A 16,215-nucleotide genomic window follows, 5' to 3' on the forward strand; every position below is an offset into this window, starting at 1 on the left:
GAACAAATCAGTCTTGCCCTTCAGAGGGTGACGGCGGTTGCTGACAGACGCGTCCTACAAACACGTCATTTCGGTCATGAAACCGTTCCGCGCGGGCCCAACAGGATGATCGTCGCGCCGATCACGCAGAACGCGAGGCCGAGCCAATCCGATGTCAATGGCCTCACGCGCTCGATCACGGCGAGCCAGGCAATCGAGGTGATGATGTAGATGCCGCCGTATGCCGCATAAGCGCGTCCGGCGTAGGCCGCTTCGACGCGAGTCAGCAACAGTGCGAAAAGGGTCAGGCTGATCAGCGCAGGAATCACCCATAGCGCGCTTTTCCCCTGACGCAACCACAGCCAGAAGCCGTAGCATCCGGCGATCTCGAACAAGGCGGCGAGGAAGAACCACAGGTAGTTGAGCACGATGGAATCCCTTCAAGGGTGGCCGGAACGATGCGCGCCACCCTATCAGATAAATCAGACGTGAACGTCAGCCAACGGACTTGGCCTTGGCGCGCATCTTGTCGGCCATATTAGCCATTTCGTCGTAAATCGCGTGGGGGTTTTGCTGTTTGATCTGCCAGGCCATGCGGCCTTGTTCGTGGGGCAGGATCATGAATTCGCCCTTGGCAACTTGATCGTAAACGTAGGCCGCGATGTCGCTGGCGGAGATCGGCGAGCTTTCCAGCAACTTGCCGACCTGGGCTTTCATCGCCGGGGTCGGGCCGCGGAACGAGTCCAGCAGATTGGTCTGGAAAAACGACGGGCACACCACATGAACGCCTACTTCCTGTTGACGCAGTTCCACCAACAGGCTCTCCGACAACGCCACCACCCCCGCCTTTGCCACGTTGTAATTGCTCATCGCCGGGCCTTGCATCAGCGCGGCCATCGACGCGATGTTGATGATCTTGCCCTTGCTCTGCTCCAGCAGCGGCAGGAACGCCTTGCAGCCTTTCACCACGCCCATGAGGTTGATCGCGATCTGCCAATCCCAATCCTCCAGCGACAGTTCACCAAAGAACCCGCCCGACGCCACGCCCGCGTTGTTGACGATGATGTCGATGCCACCAAACCGCTGCTCACAGGCCTGTGCGAAAGCGGTCAGTTGGCTGTAGTCGCGCACATCGCACCGCTGAACGAAACCGTCGCCCCCCGCTTCACGCACCCGATTCAAGGTTTCTTGCAGGCCTGCGTCGCTGACGTCTGACAACGCCAGTTTCCAGCCTTCACGTGCCCAGCGCAGCGCGATTTCACGCCCCAGGCCGGAACCTGCGCCAGTGATCATGATGCGATTTTGCATAGCCATTGCCTTGTCGATTGCGGGGAAGTGGCCTCAGTGTAAACAGACACATTGTCCGACAACCCCTCCATTGACTGGCTGAATATGCGAGGCAAACCGGCGTCTCAGGCCGCGCTGCGTCGGCCCCGCCAGCGGGTGATGACCCAGAGGTAAGCAGCAAGATTGACCACAACAACGATGACGCCCAGTCCGATCTGAATCTGCGGTGTGAGACCGGCGGGGTAGATCAGCGGGATGAGGTAGTGGCCGATGAAATCCCCTTCGTACCCGGCGGCACCGGCTTTGAGCCGCAGGCTGTTTTCCAGCGGGGTCAGCGGGCAGTACAGGTGCAAAAACTCCACCGCCATGCCCCAGGCGACGGCTGGCAGGTGCAACACGGCCCAAGCACGGCGGTGCAACACCAGAAGTGCACCGAACATGACGAACAGAATGAACGTTAGATGGAAGACGACCATGGCGTCTGCCATCACCGAATAAAACATAGCTTGCTTCCTGATTAAGGGGTTTTGGCAACTTCGTGACCGGCGCTGAAAATGTTAGTTCCGCGCTTATTGCCAGTACATGAAGGTTAGCCGGGATCGAATACACGGGTTTTAACATTCACCATTTCACTTCAAGCTATTGATTTTTATCATAATTATAAAAATGTTATTTTTTATTTCCTCTCATCCGAACCTTTTGTTCCGGGCCAGAGTCGGATTATTCAAGCACTACAACTTTTCACGAAGTTGGCGAACGCTTGAACGGCATTGCCATTTACCAAGAACACAAGAAGGAACTCGTCATGGGCATCGGCACAATTCTGATCATCATCCTCATTCTCCTGTTGGTCGGCGGTCTTCCGGTCTTCCCACACTCTAGAAGTTGGGGTTATGGGCCATCGGGGATCATCGGTACGATCCTGGTGATTCTGCTGATTCTGGTGTTGCTTGGCAGGATATAACCGCCCCGCCGCCAGCGAAAAACCCCGCTCTTTGTAGTGGGGTTTTTTATTGGGCTGCTGGGTTTTGTGTGTATATCCAATTGCGGTGGTGTTGCTGATTACGGTTCTGCCTAGGGGCAGAAGATTTCGCCTCCGGCGAGTTACTTGGAAAAGCACCCCAAGTAACCAAGGGTGCCTGCTCCTGGTTTGGCTTCGACTTCGTCGAAGTTCCCTCACTCCGGCGACGCTCCGTGGGCCCGCCGCGAAGGGCCATCCATGGCCCAGCGCGGCTCTCGCGGCATCCATGCCGCTCGACCCACTCCGCGCCGCCTGCGTTCGGCCTGCACCCAAGTCGCGTTCTGCGGTGTCTGGAATTTCGCGGTACAAGATCAACAGCCAAAGCCAAAGCCAAAGCCAAAGCCAAAGCCAAAGCCAAAGCCAAAGCCAAAGCCAAAGCCAAGCGACGCGTCTGGCTCTTTTAGGTTGAGCGCAAACCTGTGCAGCTCCGCCATTCCCCTGTGGGAGCGAATTCATTCGCGAAAAATCGTTCAGGCGATGGGGATGTGGCGGCTGTACCGGCCATTCGCGAATGAATTCGCTCCCACAGATGCTCTGCGGCGCTCCGAAGCCTTCACCAACACCGACCCACCGCTTTCGCTACCATCGTAACCTCAGGCGTCTCCCACAGGGATAGCGTCAAGATTCGAACTGAGCGTTCGCGTTCGCTTTTGATCTTGATCTTCACACACGCCAGTACAGACACCGCGGAACCCGACTTGGGTGCAGGCCGAACGCAGGCGGCGCGGAGTGGGTCGAGCGGCATGGATGCCGCGAGAGCGCCGCAAGGACATGGATGTCCGTTCGGCGCGGGCCCACGGAGCGTCGCCGGAGTGAGGGTACTTCGACGAAGTCGAAGCCAAACCAGGAGCAGGGCCTTTTGGTTACTTTTTGGCTCTTGAAAAAGTGACCCGCCGTAAGGGCGGAACCGATATAAGCAACACCACCGCAATTGGATATGCCCCCAATCTCAGCCAACAAAAAAACCCCACTACAAAGAGCGGGGTTTTTCATTTGAAACGCTAACTCAGATCAGTGAGAAACCGCCCCACTCGCCCCCAGACCGGTCTGCGAACGCACGAACTGCGGGAAGAACAACGCACGTTCACCCTCGGCCGCTTTCGACTTGTCAGTGATCGAGAAGAACCAGATCCCCACGAACGCAATGATGATCGAGAAGAACGCCGGGTACTCGTACGGGAAGATCGCCTTCTCGTGATGCAGAATCTGCACCCAGATGGTCGGGCCTAGGATCATCAGCACCACGGCACTGATCAAGCCCATCCAGCCGCCGATCATCGCGCCGCGAGTCGTCAGGTTTTTCCAGTACATCGAGAGCAACAACACAGGGAAGTTACAGCTCGCCGCGATGGAGAACGCCAGGCCGACCATGAACGCAATGTTCTGACTTTCAAACGCGATACCCAGCACGATGGCCACGACAGCCAGCGCAACCGTGGTGTATTTCGACACGCGGATTTCGTCTTTCTCGTTGGCTTTGCCCGCTTTGATCACGCTGGCATACAGGTCGTGAGACACCGCCGACGCACCGGCCAGGGTCAGACCGGCTACCACCGCCAGAATGGTCGCGAACGCCACCGCCGAGATGAAGCCCAGGAACAGGCTGCCACCGACCGCGTTGGCCAAGTGCACCGCCGCCATGTTGTTACCGCCCAACAGAGCGCCTGCGGCATCTTTGAACATCGGGTTGGTGCTGACCAGCAGGATCGCGCCGAAGCCGATGATGAAGGTCAGGATGTAGAAGTAGCCGATGAAGCCAGTCGCGTACAGAACCGATTTACGGGCTTCTTTCGCGTCGCTCACTGTGAAGAAGCGCATCAGGATGTGTGGCAGGCCAGCCGTACCGAACATCAGGGCCAGACCCAGGGAGAACGCCGAGATCGGATCTTTCACCAGACCGCCGGGGCTCATGATGGCCTCGCCTTTCGGGTGAACCTTCACGGCTTCGGAGAACAGCACGTTGAAGTCGAAATTGACGTGTTTCATCACCATCAGCGCCATGAACGAGGCACCGGACAGCAGCAAGACTGCCTTGATGATCTGCACCCAGGTGGTCGCCAGCATGCCGCCGAACAACACATACAGGCACATCAGGATACCGACCAGCACCACCGCGACGTTGTAGTCGAGGCCGAACAGCAGCTGGATCAGCTTGCCCGCACCGACCATTTGCGCGATCAGGTAGAACGCCACGACCACCAGCGAACCACAGGCGGACAGGGTACGGATTTCCTTCTGCTTCAGGCGGTAGGACGCCACGTCAGCGAAGGTGTACTTGCCCAGGTTACGCAGGCGTTCGGCGATCAGGAACAGGATAATCGGCCAGCCGACGAGGAAGCCGATCGAATAGATCAGGCCGTCGTAGCCGGATGCGTACACCAGGGCCGAGATACCCAGGAAGGACGCTGCCGACATGTAGTCACCGGCGATGGCCAGACCGTTCTGGAAACCGGTGATCTTGCCGCCCGCCGCGTAGTAGTCCGCCGCCGATTTGTTTTTCTTGGCCGCCCAGTAGGTCACGCAAAGCGTGGCGCCGACGAAGATCACGAACATGACGATCGCGGCAACGTTGAGCGGTTGTTTTTGCACGGCACCGGTCAGGGCATCCGCCGCCCAGAGAGTCGGTGCGAAGGCCGCCAGGCCCAAAGCTGCAAACAGGCGCCGGATCATTGTTGTGCCTCCTTCAGGATCGCGTTGTTCAGCTCATCGAACTCGCCGTTTGCACGACGAACGTAGATGGCGGTCAGCACGAAAGCGGAAAGGATCAGGCCCACGCCGATTGGCATTCCCCAGGTGATGGATGAAGTGGCGCTGAGTTTGGCGCCGAGAATCTGAGGCCCATACGCAATCAAAAGGATGAAAGCGGAATAGAGCCCAAGCATGATCGCCGAGAGAATCCAGGCGAATCGTTCCCTTTTCGAGACCAGCTCCTTGAAGCGCGGGCTGTTCTGAATCGAGAGGTAAATGCTGTCGTTCATTGTTTTTGTCCTCGCAGCACAGATGGATGTCACGTATTCCACTTTAGCTGGCTCTAGGCCGCGCTCCAGACGACCTTAGTATTAGAACGACATTAGTTGATACACAGGGCACTGCACGGGGGTGAGGAAGTGGGAAAAGCGGAGGCATGTTTGGCAGAAGAAGCGTGCCGTTGTTGCGGCACTGCGCCTGTGGCAGCCCGGCTCAACGTATGGAAATATTCGAAACAAAGAAACCGCCCGGCAATCACTTGCCGGGCGGCTGGGGTCACGCATGAATCTTTTGCGGCAAATTACTTACCGGTCCACTCTTTGACGCGATCCGGGTGTTTGGCGACCCAGTCTTTCGCAGCCTGTTCAGGCTTGGCGCCGTCCTGAATGGCGAGCATGACTTCGCCGATCTCGTCCTTGCTGCTCCACTGGAATTTTTTCAGGAAGTCAGCAACGTCTGGCGCTTTAGTGGCCAGCTCTTTGCTGCCGACGCTGTCCACGGTTTCAGCTGCACCGTAAACGCCTTTTGGATCTTCCAGGAATTTCAGTTTCCACTTGGCGAACATCCAGTGCGGCACCCAACCGGTGACGGCGATGGATTCTTTCTTATTCTCAGCGCGGGTCAGCTCGGCAATCATGCCGGCGCCGGAACTCGCCTGAAGTTTGTAGCCGTCCAGACCGTAGTCTTTGATGGCCTGATCGGTCTTGATCATTACGCCCGAACCAGCGTCGATGCCGACGATTTTCTTCTTGAAGGACTCATCGGTCTTCAGGTCGGCAACCGAGTTGGCTTTCACGTACTCAGGCACGATCAGGCCGATCTTGGCGTCTTTGAAGTTAGGACCGTAGTCGGTGACCTTGTCCTTGTTCTTTTCCCAGTATTCGCCGTGTGTCACGGGCAGCCAGGCGGACAGCATCATGTCCAGTTTGCCGGTGGCAACGCCCTGCCACATGATCCCGGCAGCGACGGCCTGCAGTTTCACGGGGTAGCCCAGTTTCTGTTTGATCACTTCGGCTGCGACGTTGGTCGTCGCAACGCTGTCGGACCAGCCATCCACATAACCGATGCTCAGCTCGGGTTTGTCGGCGGCAATGGCCAGCGTGGAACTGATAGCAAGGGCCAGCGCGGCACCCGCACCCAGGATATTTCGCATCTTCATCGTTACTTCCCCGGTAGTCCTGCACCCGACGGCGGTCGGGTATCGTTAACGTTTTTTTAAGCTCGCAGCCCGCGCACGCATTTGGCGCACCGCTTAACTTTCACGCTTCAACCACTTGCCTTCGCAGCAGCACTCGCTGCATCGACGAGCCGATCATCAACCCCCACCGACCTTGTGCCTTTCCTGTCAACGACACTCAGACAGCGGGAAACGACATCACAGGGCCATCAACGACAAACAGGTCGTAAAAGAGGGCCCGGTCCGTCCGAAACTTGCATGCTTTAAAAGCAGCGGCGAGTTTCGAGCCTTGAACGGCAAGAAAAAGCAAAGCGGCGATGCCCCAACGTGTAGCGTGAGGCCTGCCGTTTTGAGGGCCCCCTGAGCTATGCTGCGGCCCTCTGCTCCTTTTCGGCCCCATCATGCCCGTCCCCTTCCGCTCGCCTGTTTTGACGTATCTCGCCGCTTGTCTAATCGCGCTGATTGCCCTGTTCGGTTACTGGTACACCCTTGGCAAACCCGTCGTGCTGCCGGATGCCGCGACGCCGACGCACAAGCTGCAATGCGCGTCCTACACCCCTTTCGATAAAGACCAGTCGCCCTTCGATCAGCCGTTCACGCCCCGACCTGCTCGAATGAATGCCGACCTGGCGCTGCTCGCCACGCGCTTCGAGTGCATCCGTACCTATTCAATGACCGGCCTTGAAGCGATCCCGGCATTGGCGCGCAAGCACGGGCTGAAAGTGATGCTTGGCGCGTGGGTCAATGCCAGCCCCGAGGACACAGCGCACGAGATCAAGGCATTGATCACCGCCGCCAATGCCTACCCGGACGTTGTCACCGCTGTGATCGTCGGTAACGAAACGCTGTTACGCAAAGAAGTGACGGGACCTCAGTTGGCCAAACTGATTCGTCAGGTGAAAGCCGAGGTCAAACAGCCGGTGACCTACGCCGACGTCTGGGAATACTGGCTGCAATACCCGGAGATCGCGCCTGCCGTGGATTTCGTGACCATTCACCTGCTGCCGTATTGGGAAGACGATCCCAAGGGTATCGACGACGCGTTGACCCTCGTCGCGCAGATTCGTCAGCGCTTCGGCGAAAAATTCGCCCCCAAGGACATTCTGATCGGTGAAACCGGATGGCCCAGCGAGGGGCGTCAACGTGAGACAGCGTTGCCGAGCCGGTTCAACGAGGCGAAGTTCATTCGCAGCTTCGTCGCCCTAGCCGAACAGCACGGCTGGCATTACAACCTGATCGAAGCCTTCGACCAACCCTGGAAGCGGGAAGCCGAGGGCGCGGTCGGGGGTTATTGGGGCTTGTTCGACGCCGACCGACAGGAGAAAGGCGTGCTCACGGGGCCAGTGTCGAACCTGCCGTATTGGCCGTTCTGGCTGGCGGTCAGCGGTGTGATCGGCCTGCTGGCGCTGTTTTTGGCAGGCCGTGTGACTCAGTCTCGCAGCGCGTTGATCGTCCCGCTGCTCGCCGTATTCGGCGGCGCGTGTATTGGCACATGGGGGGAACTGGCGCGGGTGACCAGTCGGTTTACCGGCGAATACCTATGGGCCGGGGCGTTGATGGTGCTGAACCTGCTGGTCCTGATGCACGCCGCATTGGCGCTCTCGGGCCGGCAAGGGTGGCGCGGCCGAGGCTTCGCCTGGTTCGAGTCCCGCGCCGGGTGGTGGCTGAGCGCGGCCGGTTTTGCGGGCGCGGTGATGATGCTGGAGATGGTCTTTGACCCGCGTTACCGCAGCTTCGCCACCCCGACGTTGTGGCTGCCCGCCCTCTTTTATCTGCTGCGACCGGTCAGGGTGCTGCGTCGGGAAGCCACGTTGCTGGCTTGCATCATCGGGATCGGGATCGTGCCGCAGGTGATTCGCGAAGGGCTGAGCAACCCGCAGGCTCTGGGGTGGGCAGCGGTCAGCGTGGTGATGACCCTGGCGTTGTGGCGCAGTGTTCGAATCAGCGCGGCGAGCCCCGAGCCAGAGCGTGCGCGCGAGTGACGGGGTGAGGAACACATTGTGTTACCGCTGATGCCATTCCAAAACAGAATACGGGTAACACGGAAACAGAATAGTCCTTTCGGATTAACACCCAGGCAGAACGATTTTTTCAAGCCATTGATTTTAAAGGGAATTAAAAAGTTGGCACGCTGCCTGCTATATCTCCTGCATAACAAGAACAAAATGTGAAAACCCAATAAAAATAAGATGAATCGGCTCTGACATAACAAGAACAACGGCACAGAGACGCAGCCAACAGATTTTTTTGGAGTAGATGTGCTTTACAGAGGCCTTGGCCTCACAGCCCGACCGAGAACAATAAAACTACCGTCAGGTAGCGTCCAGAACGGGTTGGATCCTCGCCTCAGGCCATGGATCGAAGCAGATAAGCGCTCAAAAAAATACGTTTGCTCTTGTATCCCGGATGGGGATCACTGAAGACGCTGGAAAGGGAACGGTTGCCAAAAACAACAACAGACCGGCCTAAAACAATAAAAAAAGAGCACGTGCAACGATTTAAAGGGGAGCCCCGGCTCCCCTTTATGCTGTCTGGGGTTTGGGGATGAGGGTTTCGTGTCCGTCTCAATGTCAGTCTCCGCGTTCGGCTAAGGCTGCTCGTTTGCCCGCACCAGCCGCAGCCCCGCAATCACCACCGCGAACACCGCCAGACTCGCCGAATACAACACCAACGCCAGCATCCCCAGCAGCAATCCAATTCCCGCCAGCACCCGCCCCACCTTTCCCGGCACGCAAAACGCGATCACCGCCGTCACCAGCGCACCCCAGCCGAACACGCCGAAATGAATCAGCCATCCCAGGTCCGAACGCACCACGCATTGCCACTGCAACGCATCGTCGGAACACTGCCCGACCCACTGCACATCCTCCATCAGTCCGTAGCGCAGGCCATAACTCAACGTCAGCCACAGCACCAAGGCAAACACCGACACGATCAGCGGGAAACAACGCGACACGGAACACCCCAAGGCAGGAAAACGACGCCCAGCATATCCGCAGTCGACCCGGGACATGAAACGCCCCACATTAAAAGCACAACCTCACACGCCATTCGAGCCAGAACGTGTATTGTCGCCTAGGATTTGTTCGGGTTGGCGAGGGATTAAATGCAAATTGCCACTACGGCACTTTTTGCACGCCCCCCGTGTCATAGCCTGCGTATCTCAACAGCACTTCTTTCCCAAGGGATCCAGTCATGCTTCGTTTTTTACGCCTCGCCGCCCTTTCAGGCGGCTTGTTCTTGAGTGCGTCCGTGATGGCGGTCGACATCGATCCGTCCAGCTATGGCTTCCCTCTGACCAACCCGTTCGAAGCGACCATCGCCACGACGCCTCCTGATTTGCGGGCGAAGGTGCCAGACGACGCCGACATCGATCAGGACGACTACAGCCTGACGCTGAGACCGGATCGTGAATTCACCCTCCCCGACAATTTCTGGGCCGTGAAAAAACTGCGTTACCGCCTCGCCAAGCAAGACCATCCCGCGCCTCTGATCTTCTTGATCGCAGGCACCGGCGCCCCCTACAACAGCACCCTCAACGAATACCTCAAGCGTCTGTATTACGGAGCCGGGTATAACGTCGTACAGCTGTCGTCGCCCACCAGCTACGACTTCATGAGCGCCGCCTCACGATTCGCGACGCCTGGTGTGACGTCTGAAGACGCTGAAGACCTGTACCGCGTGATGCAGGCCGTTCGCGCTCAGCAAAACAAACTGCAAGTCACCGAGTATTACCTCAGCGGCTACAGCCTTGGCGCGCTGGATGCGGCCTTCGTCAGCAAACTGGACGAGACCCGCCGCAGCTTCAATTTCAAGAAAGTGCTGTTGATCAACCCGCCGGTGAACCTCTACACCTCGATCACCAACCTGGACAAAATGGTCCAGACCGACGTGAAGGGCATCACCAACAGCACCACCTTCTATGAACTGGTGCTGCAAAAGCTGACCCGTTACTTCCGCGAAAAAGGCTACATCGACCTCAACGATGCGCTGCTCTATGACTTCCAGCAGTCCAAGCAGCACCTGTCCAACGAGCAGATGGCCATGTTGATCGGCACGTCGTTTCGCTTCTCGGCGGCCGACATCGCGTTCACCTCCGACCTGATCAACCGTCGCGGCCTGATCACCCCGCCGAAGACGCCGATCAGCGAAGGCACCAGCCTCACGCCGTTCCTAAAGCGCGCGCTGCAATGTGACTTCGACTGCTACGTGACCGAGCAAGTGATCCCGATGTGGCGCGCCCGCACAGACGGCGGCAGCCTGCTGCAACTGGTGGATCAGGTCAGCCTGTACGCGCTCAAGGATTACCTGAGCACCAGCAAGAAAATTTCCGTGATGCACAACGCCGATGACGTGATCCTCGGCCCGGGCGACCTCGGTTTCCTGCGCAAGACCTTTGGCGATCGCCTGACCGTTTACCCGTATGGCGGTCACTGCGGCAACATGAACTATCGCGTCAACAGCGACGCCATGCTGGAGTTTTTCCGTGGCTAAACGTCTATTGCTCACTGCCGCTCTGCTTTGTGCAGGCGCTGTTCATGCCGCTGATGCGCCGATCATCTCCCAGGCCCAGCCGGTCCAGCGGATCGAGAACCCGGACGGTTTCACCGAGCCGTTGAAGTCGCTGAAATTCAACCCCGGTCTGGACGCCCAGGAATTCGAGCGCTCGTCGCTGAACGCCCTCAACGTCTACGACCCGCTGGAGTCGTGGAACCGTCGGGTCTACCACTTCAACTATCGCTTCGATGAGTGGGTGTTCCTGCCGGTAGTCGACGGCTATAAATACATCACCCCAAGCTTCGTGCGCACCGGCGTCAGCAACTTTTTCAGCAACCTGGGCGACATCCCCAACCTGCTGAACAGCCTGTTGCAGTTCAAGGGCAAGCGCTCGCTGGACACCACGGGCCGTCTGATCATCAACACCACCATTGGTGTCGCGGGCTTGTGGGACGCCGCAACCTGGATGGGGCTGCCAAAACAGAGCGAAGACTTCGGTCAGACCCTGGGGTTCTATGGCGTTCCGGCAGGGCCGTACCTGGTGCTGCCGATTCTCGGGCCTTCGAACCTTCGTGACACCGGCGGCCTGGTGTTCGACTTCACAGCCGAATCGCAGATCAACTTCCTGAACGTGGCGCAGGTGAGTCAGGATCATCCGGAACTGTACCTGCTGCGCGCGATTGACCGCCGCTACACCACCAGCTTCCGCTACGGCCAGATGGACTCGCCGTTCGAGTACGAGAAAGTGCGCTACGTGTACACCGAAGCGCGGAAGTTGCAGATTCAGGAGTGATGATTGCCTTGTGCGGGGTCTGAAACGCGTCACTCTCTGACACGCTGGATGGCCCCTGTGGGAGCGAATTCATTCGCGAGAGGCCCGTACAACCGACAGAAATCTATCGGCTGTACCGACGTCTCGCGAATGAATTCGCTCCTACAGGAGACCGCGTCGAGCCATTTGAAACATCTAACAACCCGATCGATTCCTCGCAAAAACGTCACCCATCCATCGCCTTAACCGGCATACCATAGGCGCCATTCCCACCCTCTTCCGGAGTGCGCCCCATGACTCAATTTCGCAAAGTGCTGTCCATGCAGACCGGTCAACCGACCTCGGACGGCGCGGGCGTCAAGCTAACGCGGGTCTTCGGCGGCCTTGGCGTCGAGCTGTTCGACCCCTTCCTGATGCTCGACGAATTTGGCTCGGACAAGGCTGACGATTACATCGCCGGTTTCCCTCCCCATCCGCATCGCGGCTTCGAAACCGTGACTTACATGCTCGAAGGCCGCATGCGCCATGAAGACCACATGGGCAACGTCGGCCTGCTGCAAGGCGGCGGCGTGCAATGGATGACCGCTGCGCGTGGCGTGATCCACAGCGAGATGCCGGAACAAGAAGAAGGCATGATGCGCGGCTTCCAGCTGTGGCTGAACCTGCCGGGCAAATCGAAGATGGACGACGCCGGTTACGAAGACATCCAGCCGGAACGCATCCCGCGCATCACCACGCAGAACGGGGTGGACGTGGTGGTGATCGCCGGTCAGTTCGACGACGGCCAGGTGCAGCAGGCAGGCGCGGTGCAGCGGCCCGACACCGAACCGCAGTATTTCGACTTCCACCTTCCAGCCGGCAAATCAATCAGCCCGAAAGTCCCTGAAGGCCACCGGGTGCTGTTGTACGTGTACGAAGGCGAAGTCGAGATCGCCGGTTGCGCGCAAACGCTCGGTCAGAGCCGTCTGGCTCGGTTGTCAGAAAATGGCGAAGTGCAGCTCAATTCAGCGACCGGCGCGAAGGTGTTGCTGATCGCGGGCAAGCCACTGAATGAGCCAATTGTGCAATACGGCCCATTTGTGATGAACAGCCGCGAAGAGATCGAACAGGCTCTGCAGGATTTTCGGGATGACAAGTTGACGGCATAAACAATCGCCCGATAAATGCAGACCCTGTAGGAGCGTGGCTTGTCCCGCGATCTGACGCGCAGCGGCAGCCATATTGGCCAACTCGGCGGGTCAGATGCATTTGAATCGTCAGGTTTCATGGCCGGTGCCCGGCCATCGCGGGACAAGCCACGCTCCTACAGGGAAAAATGCGGCTTCACGCGATCCCCAAAAACCGCATCAACTCCTCTTTCTGGGCCATCGCATCGCGGCGGCCCAGTTCGATCAATTCGCTGCAATACCCCGACTCGAACAGCAGATAACTCAATACCCCTGCCCCGCTGGTCTTGGTCGCGCCGGGCCCGCGCAGAAAGGTGCGCAGGGCAGGCGGCAGTTCGCGACGGTGGCGGGCGGCGATTTCGTCGAGGGGCTGGCTCGGGGAAATGACCAGCACCTCCACCGGAGCCAGCGACTGCACCGGCGTCGGCTGTTCGGACACCTGCGGCGACGGCTCGGGTGGCGAGGGCAACATGCGACTCAGCAAATTCAGCCGCTCCAGCAACTCGATGTCGCTCTCCAGGCTGTCAATGAACGTGCTGTTGAGCATGTGCCCGCTGATCTGCGCCAGACTCGGCTGCGCGCCGCTCACGACCCGGTGCACGGGCTTGTTCGCCCCCGGTCCGCGAGGGTTGCCGCTGACGCCCACCACCAGCACCCGATTGGCGCCCAGGTGCAGCGCCGGGCTGATCGGCGCCGATTGCCGCACCGCGCCATCGCCAAAATATTCGTGTTCGAGTTTGACCGGGGCGAACAGCAGCGGAATCGCAGAACTCGCCAGCAGATGATCGACCGTCAGCCGCGTTGGCACGCCGACGCGCCGATGCCGCAGCCAGGAATCGATGGTGCCTTTGCCCTGATAGAACGTGACCGCCTGCCCCGACTCGTAGCCAAACGCCGTGACCGCAACGGCCCGCAAATGCCGACCTTCGATGGCCTCATCAATGCCTTCGAGGTTCAGGCGCTCGGTCAGCAAATCTTTCAACGGCGAGCTGTTGAGCAACGCCACGGGGATCTGCTTGCGACCGATCCCCAACAGGCTTCGCCCGAAGAACCGGGTCGCCTGACGAATCACCCCGGACCAATCGCTGCGCAACACCTGATGGCTGCGAAAGCTCTGCCAGAAGACCGTGAGTTCATGAATAGCCGTGCGAAATTGCGCAGCCCCGCTGGCGAGTTTCACCGCGTTGATGGCGCCCGCAGACGTGCCGACGATGACCGGAAACGGGTTCTTCGCGCCCGCAGGCAGCAGGTCGGCGATCCCTGCGAGCACGCCCACCTGATAGGCCGCCCGAGCGCCGCCGCCGGAAAGGATCAGCCCGGTGATCGACTCGCGACCGACCGGAACCGTTGAAGCGCTGTTGACTGTTTTTTGTTCTGCTGCGCTTGTCGTCATAAAACCTCAGCCCTAGGTATCAGCCCCGCTTTTTATACAGCTTCGGCTCACCGGGCGGCCTGCTCTTGAACCGCCGGTGTGCCCACAGATACTGCTCGGGGCAGGCCGTCACGGCCCGCTCGACCCATTGATTGATGCGCAGGCAATCGGCCTCGTCGCTCTCGCCGGGAAAATCGGTCAACGCCGAGTGGATCACCAGCTTGTAACCGCTACCGTCCGCCAGACGCTCTTGGGTGAACGGCACCACGAGGGCGCGGCCGAGGGTGGCGAATTTGCTGGTGGCCGGTACGGTGGCGGCCTGAATGCCGAACAGCGGCACGAACAGGCTCTGCTTGACGCCGTAGTCCTGATCCGGCGCGTACCAGATCGCGCGGCCCTTGCGCAGTTGCTTGATCATGCCGCGCACGTCTTCGCGCTCGACGGCGATGGAATCCAGGTTGTGCCGCTCGCGGCCTCGGCGCTGCACGTAGTCGAACACCGGGTTCTTGTGCTCGCGGTACATGCCGTCGATGGTGTGCTGCTGACCGAGCAACGCTGCGCCGACTTCCAGCGTGGTGAAGTGCAGCGCCATGAGGATGACGCCCTGCCCTTGCTCATGAGGCTGCTTGAGGTGTTCAAGCCCTTCGATGTGCGCCAGCTTGGCAAGGCGCGTCGGGCTCCACCACCAGCTCATGGCCATTTCGAAAAAGGCGATCCCGGTGGAGGCGAAATTTTCCTTGAGCAGGCGTTTGCGCTCGGCTTTCGAAAACTGGGGAAAACACAGTTCAAGGTTGCGCGCCGCGATGATGCGACGGTCGGTGGCGAAGTAATACATGACCCCGCCCAGCGCCCGGCCTATAGCGACCAGCGCCCGAAACGGCAACTGCACCACCAGCCAGAGCATTCCCAGCCCCAGCCAGAGGAGCCAGAAGCGGGGATGAAGAAATTGGGCTCGAAAACGCGGGCGTTCCATTACAGCTTCCGTCAGGACAAAGGCGGGCATTCTACATCGGTTCGAGCACTTCCGTGACGCTTCGTCGGTTGCGGCTCCCTTGCGACTCGCGGGCGTTCTCGTTATAAGTCTCGGCACTTTTAGCGACAAGCCGCTGTATGCCGACATGAGCCAAATCGAATTGCAAGACAAGGACCCCGTGTTCCAGCTGAAGGGCAGCATGCTGGCCATCACCGTGCTGGAACTGGCCCGTAACAACCTTGAAGCACTGGATCGTCAGCTGGCCGCCAAGGTCGCTCAGGCGCCCAATTTCTTCAGCAATACGCCGCTGGTGCTGGCGCTGGACAAGCTGCCCCCCAACGAAGGCGCCGTCGATCTGCAAGCGATGATGCGCATCTGTCGCCATCACGGCCTGCGCACCCTGGCCATTCGCGCCAACCGCATCGAAGACATCGCCGCTGCCATTGCCATCGACCTGCCGGTCCTGCCGCCATCCGGCGCGCGTGAAAGACCCCTCGATCCGACGGAAGGTGAAATAAAGAAAAAGCCCGAAGTGGTGGAAAAACCACCGGAGCCTCTGATCAAGCCGACCAAGATAATCACGGCTCCTGTGCGCGGCGGCCAGCAGATTTACGCGCAAGGTTCGGACCTGGTGGTGATTTCCTCGGTCAGTCCCGGTGCGGAACTTCTCGCCGATGGCAACATCCATGTGTATGGCCCGATGCGGGGCCGGGCACTGGCAGGCATCAAGGGCGACACCAAGGCCCGGATTTTCTGCCAGCAAATGGTGGCCGAACTGGTCTCCATCGCCGGGCAATACAAGGTTGCGGAAGACCTGCGACGTGACCCTCTCTGGGGGGCCGGGGTACAAGTCAGTCTGTCCGGTGACGTGTTGAACATCATCCGTCTTTAACGGATACTGCGCCATTTTCAAAGCCACTCTGATTCGTCGCGAAAACGATGCAAAGGGAAAGGAAATCCGGGAAATTCATTTGTTTTCTCGAAACATGAGCATCGCAAGACGC

At 59.1% G+C, this 16,215-nt stretch carries 15 protein-coding genes; 6 read left to right on the forward strand and 9 right to left on the reverse strand.

The window, feature by feature from the left end; genetic code table 11:
* Positions 1-74: 74 nt before the first annotated feature.
* The 3 genes from GVN17_RS00950 to GVN17_RS00960 all read right to left on the reverse strand — a co-directional run bounded on the left by GVN17_RS00950 (position 75) and on the right by GVN17_RS00960 (position 1,769).
* Positions 75-407, reverse strand: a complete 333-nt coding sequence (locus GVN17_RS00950; protein WP_166593354.1) for a YnfA family protein — start codon at positions 405-407, stop codon at positions 75-77.
* A 67-nt stretch (positions 408-474) separates the two neighbouring features.
* Positions 475-1,287, reverse strand: a complete 813-nt coding sequence (locus GVN17_RS00955; protein ID WP_166593355.1) for an SDR family oxidoreductase — start codon at positions 1,285-1,287, stop codon at positions 475-477.
* Positions 1,288-1,391: 104 nt separating this feature from the next.
* The gene (locus GVN17_RS00960) at positions 1,392-1,769 is read right to left on the reverse strand and encodes a DUF2784 domain-containing protein (protein WP_166593356.1); all 378 of its coding nucleotides are present in this window, start codon (positions 1,767-1,769) and stop codon (positions 1,392-1,394) included.
* A 302-nt stretch (positions 1,770-2,071) separates the two neighbouring features.
* Between GVN17_RS00960 and GVN17_RS00965 the strand changes: the two genes are divergently transcribed.
* Positions 2,072-2,230 (forward strand): DUF3309 family protein, encoded by a 159-nt coding sequence (locus tag GVN17_RS00965; protein WP_020290439.1) that lies wholly within the window; start codon positions 2,072-2,074, stop codon positions 2,228-2,230.
* A 1,068-nt stretch (positions 2,231-3,298) separates the two neighbouring features.
* On the opposite strand, the gene GVN17_RS00970 is transcribed toward GVN17_RS00965, so the two are convergent.
* The 3 genes from GVN17_RS00970 to GVN17_RS00980 all read right to left on the reverse strand — a co-directional run bounded on the left by GVN17_RS00970 (position 3,299) and on the right by GVN17_RS00980 (position 6,413).
* Positions 3,299-4,957 carry a cation acetate symporter gene (locus GVN17_RS00970; RefSeq protein ID WP_166593357.1) on the reverse strand — a complete coding sequence of 553 codons (1,659 nt, stop codon included), beginning with the start codon at positions 4,955-4,957 and terminating at the stop codon, positions 3,299-3,301.
* Positions 4,954-5,265 (reverse strand): DUF485 domain-containing protein, encoded by a 312-nt coding sequence (locus GVN17_RS00975; protein WP_166593358.1) that lies wholly within the window; start codon positions 5,263-5,265, stop codon positions 4,954-4,956. The genes GVN17_RS00970 and GVN17_RS00975 overlap by 4 nt, the downstream gene beginning before the upstream one ends.
* 290 nt (positions 5,266-5,555) lie before the next feature.
* Positions 5,556-6,413, reverse strand: a complete 858-nt coding sequence (locus GVN17_RS00980; RefSeq protein ID WP_166593359.1) for a glycine betaine ABC transporter substrate-binding protein — start codon at positions 6,411-6,413, stop codon at positions 5,556-5,558.
* A 419-nt stretch (positions 6,414-6,832) separates the two neighbouring features.
* Between GVN17_RS00980 and GVN17_RS00985 the strand changes: the two genes are divergently transcribed.
* A complete protein-coding gene (locus GVN17_RS00985) occupies positions 6,833-8,413 on the forward strand; it encodes a beta (1-6) glucans synthase (protein WP_166593360.1) in 1,581 nt (526 codons plus the stop codon).
* Positions 8,414-9,018: 605 nt separating this feature from the next.
* Here GVN17_RS00985 and GVN17_RS00990 read toward each other — a convergent pair.
* Positions 9,019-9,387 (reverse strand): hypothetical protein, encoded by a 369-nt coding sequence (locus tag GVN17_RS00990; protein ID WP_166593361.1) that lies wholly within the window; start codon positions 9,385-9,387, stop codon positions 9,019-9,021.
* A 239-nt stretch (positions 9,388-9,626) separates the two neighbouring features.
* On the opposite strand from GVN17_RS00990, the gene GVN17_RS00995 reads away from it, so the two are divergent.
* From GVN17_RS00995 to GVN17_RS01005, 3 genes are all read left to right on the forward strand, one after another.
* Positions 9,627-10,925 carry a serine/threonine protein kinase gene (locus GVN17_RS00995; RefSeq protein WP_166593362.1) on the forward strand — a complete coding sequence of 433 codons (1,299 nt, stop codon included), beginning with the start codon at positions 9,627-9,629 and terminating at the stop codon, positions 10,923-10,925.
* On the forward strand, positions 10,918-11,721 hold the full coding sequence (locus GVN17_RS01000; protein ID WP_166593363.1) for a VacJ family lipoprotein: 804 nt from the start codon (positions 10,918-10,920) through the stop codon (positions 11,719-11,721). The genes GVN17_RS00995 and GVN17_RS01000 overlap by 8 nt, the downstream gene beginning before the upstream one ends.
* A gap of 272 nt (positions 11,722-11,993) precedes the next feature.
* Complete coding sequence (locus GVN17_RS01005; RefSeq protein ID WP_166593364.1) at positions 11,994-12,848, forward strand: pirin family protein; 855 nt, start codon at positions 11,994-11,996, stop codon at positions 12,846-12,848.
* A 175-nt stretch (positions 12,849-13,023) separates the two neighbouring features.
* Here GVN17_RS01005 and GVN17_RS01010 read toward each other — a convergent pair whose 3' ends face one another.
* Positions 13,024-14,259, reverse strand: coding sequence for a patatin-like phospholipase family protein (locus GVN17_RS01010; protein WP_166593365.1), 1,236 nt, complete (start codon positions 14,257-14,259; stop codon positions 13,024-13,026).
* Between the two features lie 19 nt (positions 14,260-14,278).
* On the reverse strand, positions 14,279-15,211 hold the full coding sequence (locus GVN17_RS01015) for a lipid A biosynthesis lauroyl acyltransferase (protein WP_166593366.1): 933 nt from the start codon (positions 15,209-15,211) through the stop codon (positions 14,279-14,281).
* Positions 15,212-15,356: 145 nt separating this feature from the next.
* On the opposite strand from GVN17_RS01015, the gene minC reads away from it, so the two are divergent.
* Positions 15,357-16,103, forward strand: a complete 747-nt coding sequence (gene minC, locus GVN17_RS01020; RefSeq protein WP_166593367.1) for a septum site-determining protein MinC — start codon at positions 15,357-15,359, stop codon at positions 16,101-16,103.
* The last annotated feature ends 112 nt before the right edge of the window (positions 16,104-16,215 follow it).

It is taken from the genome of Pseudomonas sp. SLFW (assembly GCF_009905615.1).
GTDB classification, from domain to species: domain Bacteria; phylum Pseudomonadota; class Gammaproteobacteria; order Pseudomonadales; family Pseudomonadaceae; genus Aquipseudomonas; species Aquipseudomonas bambusae.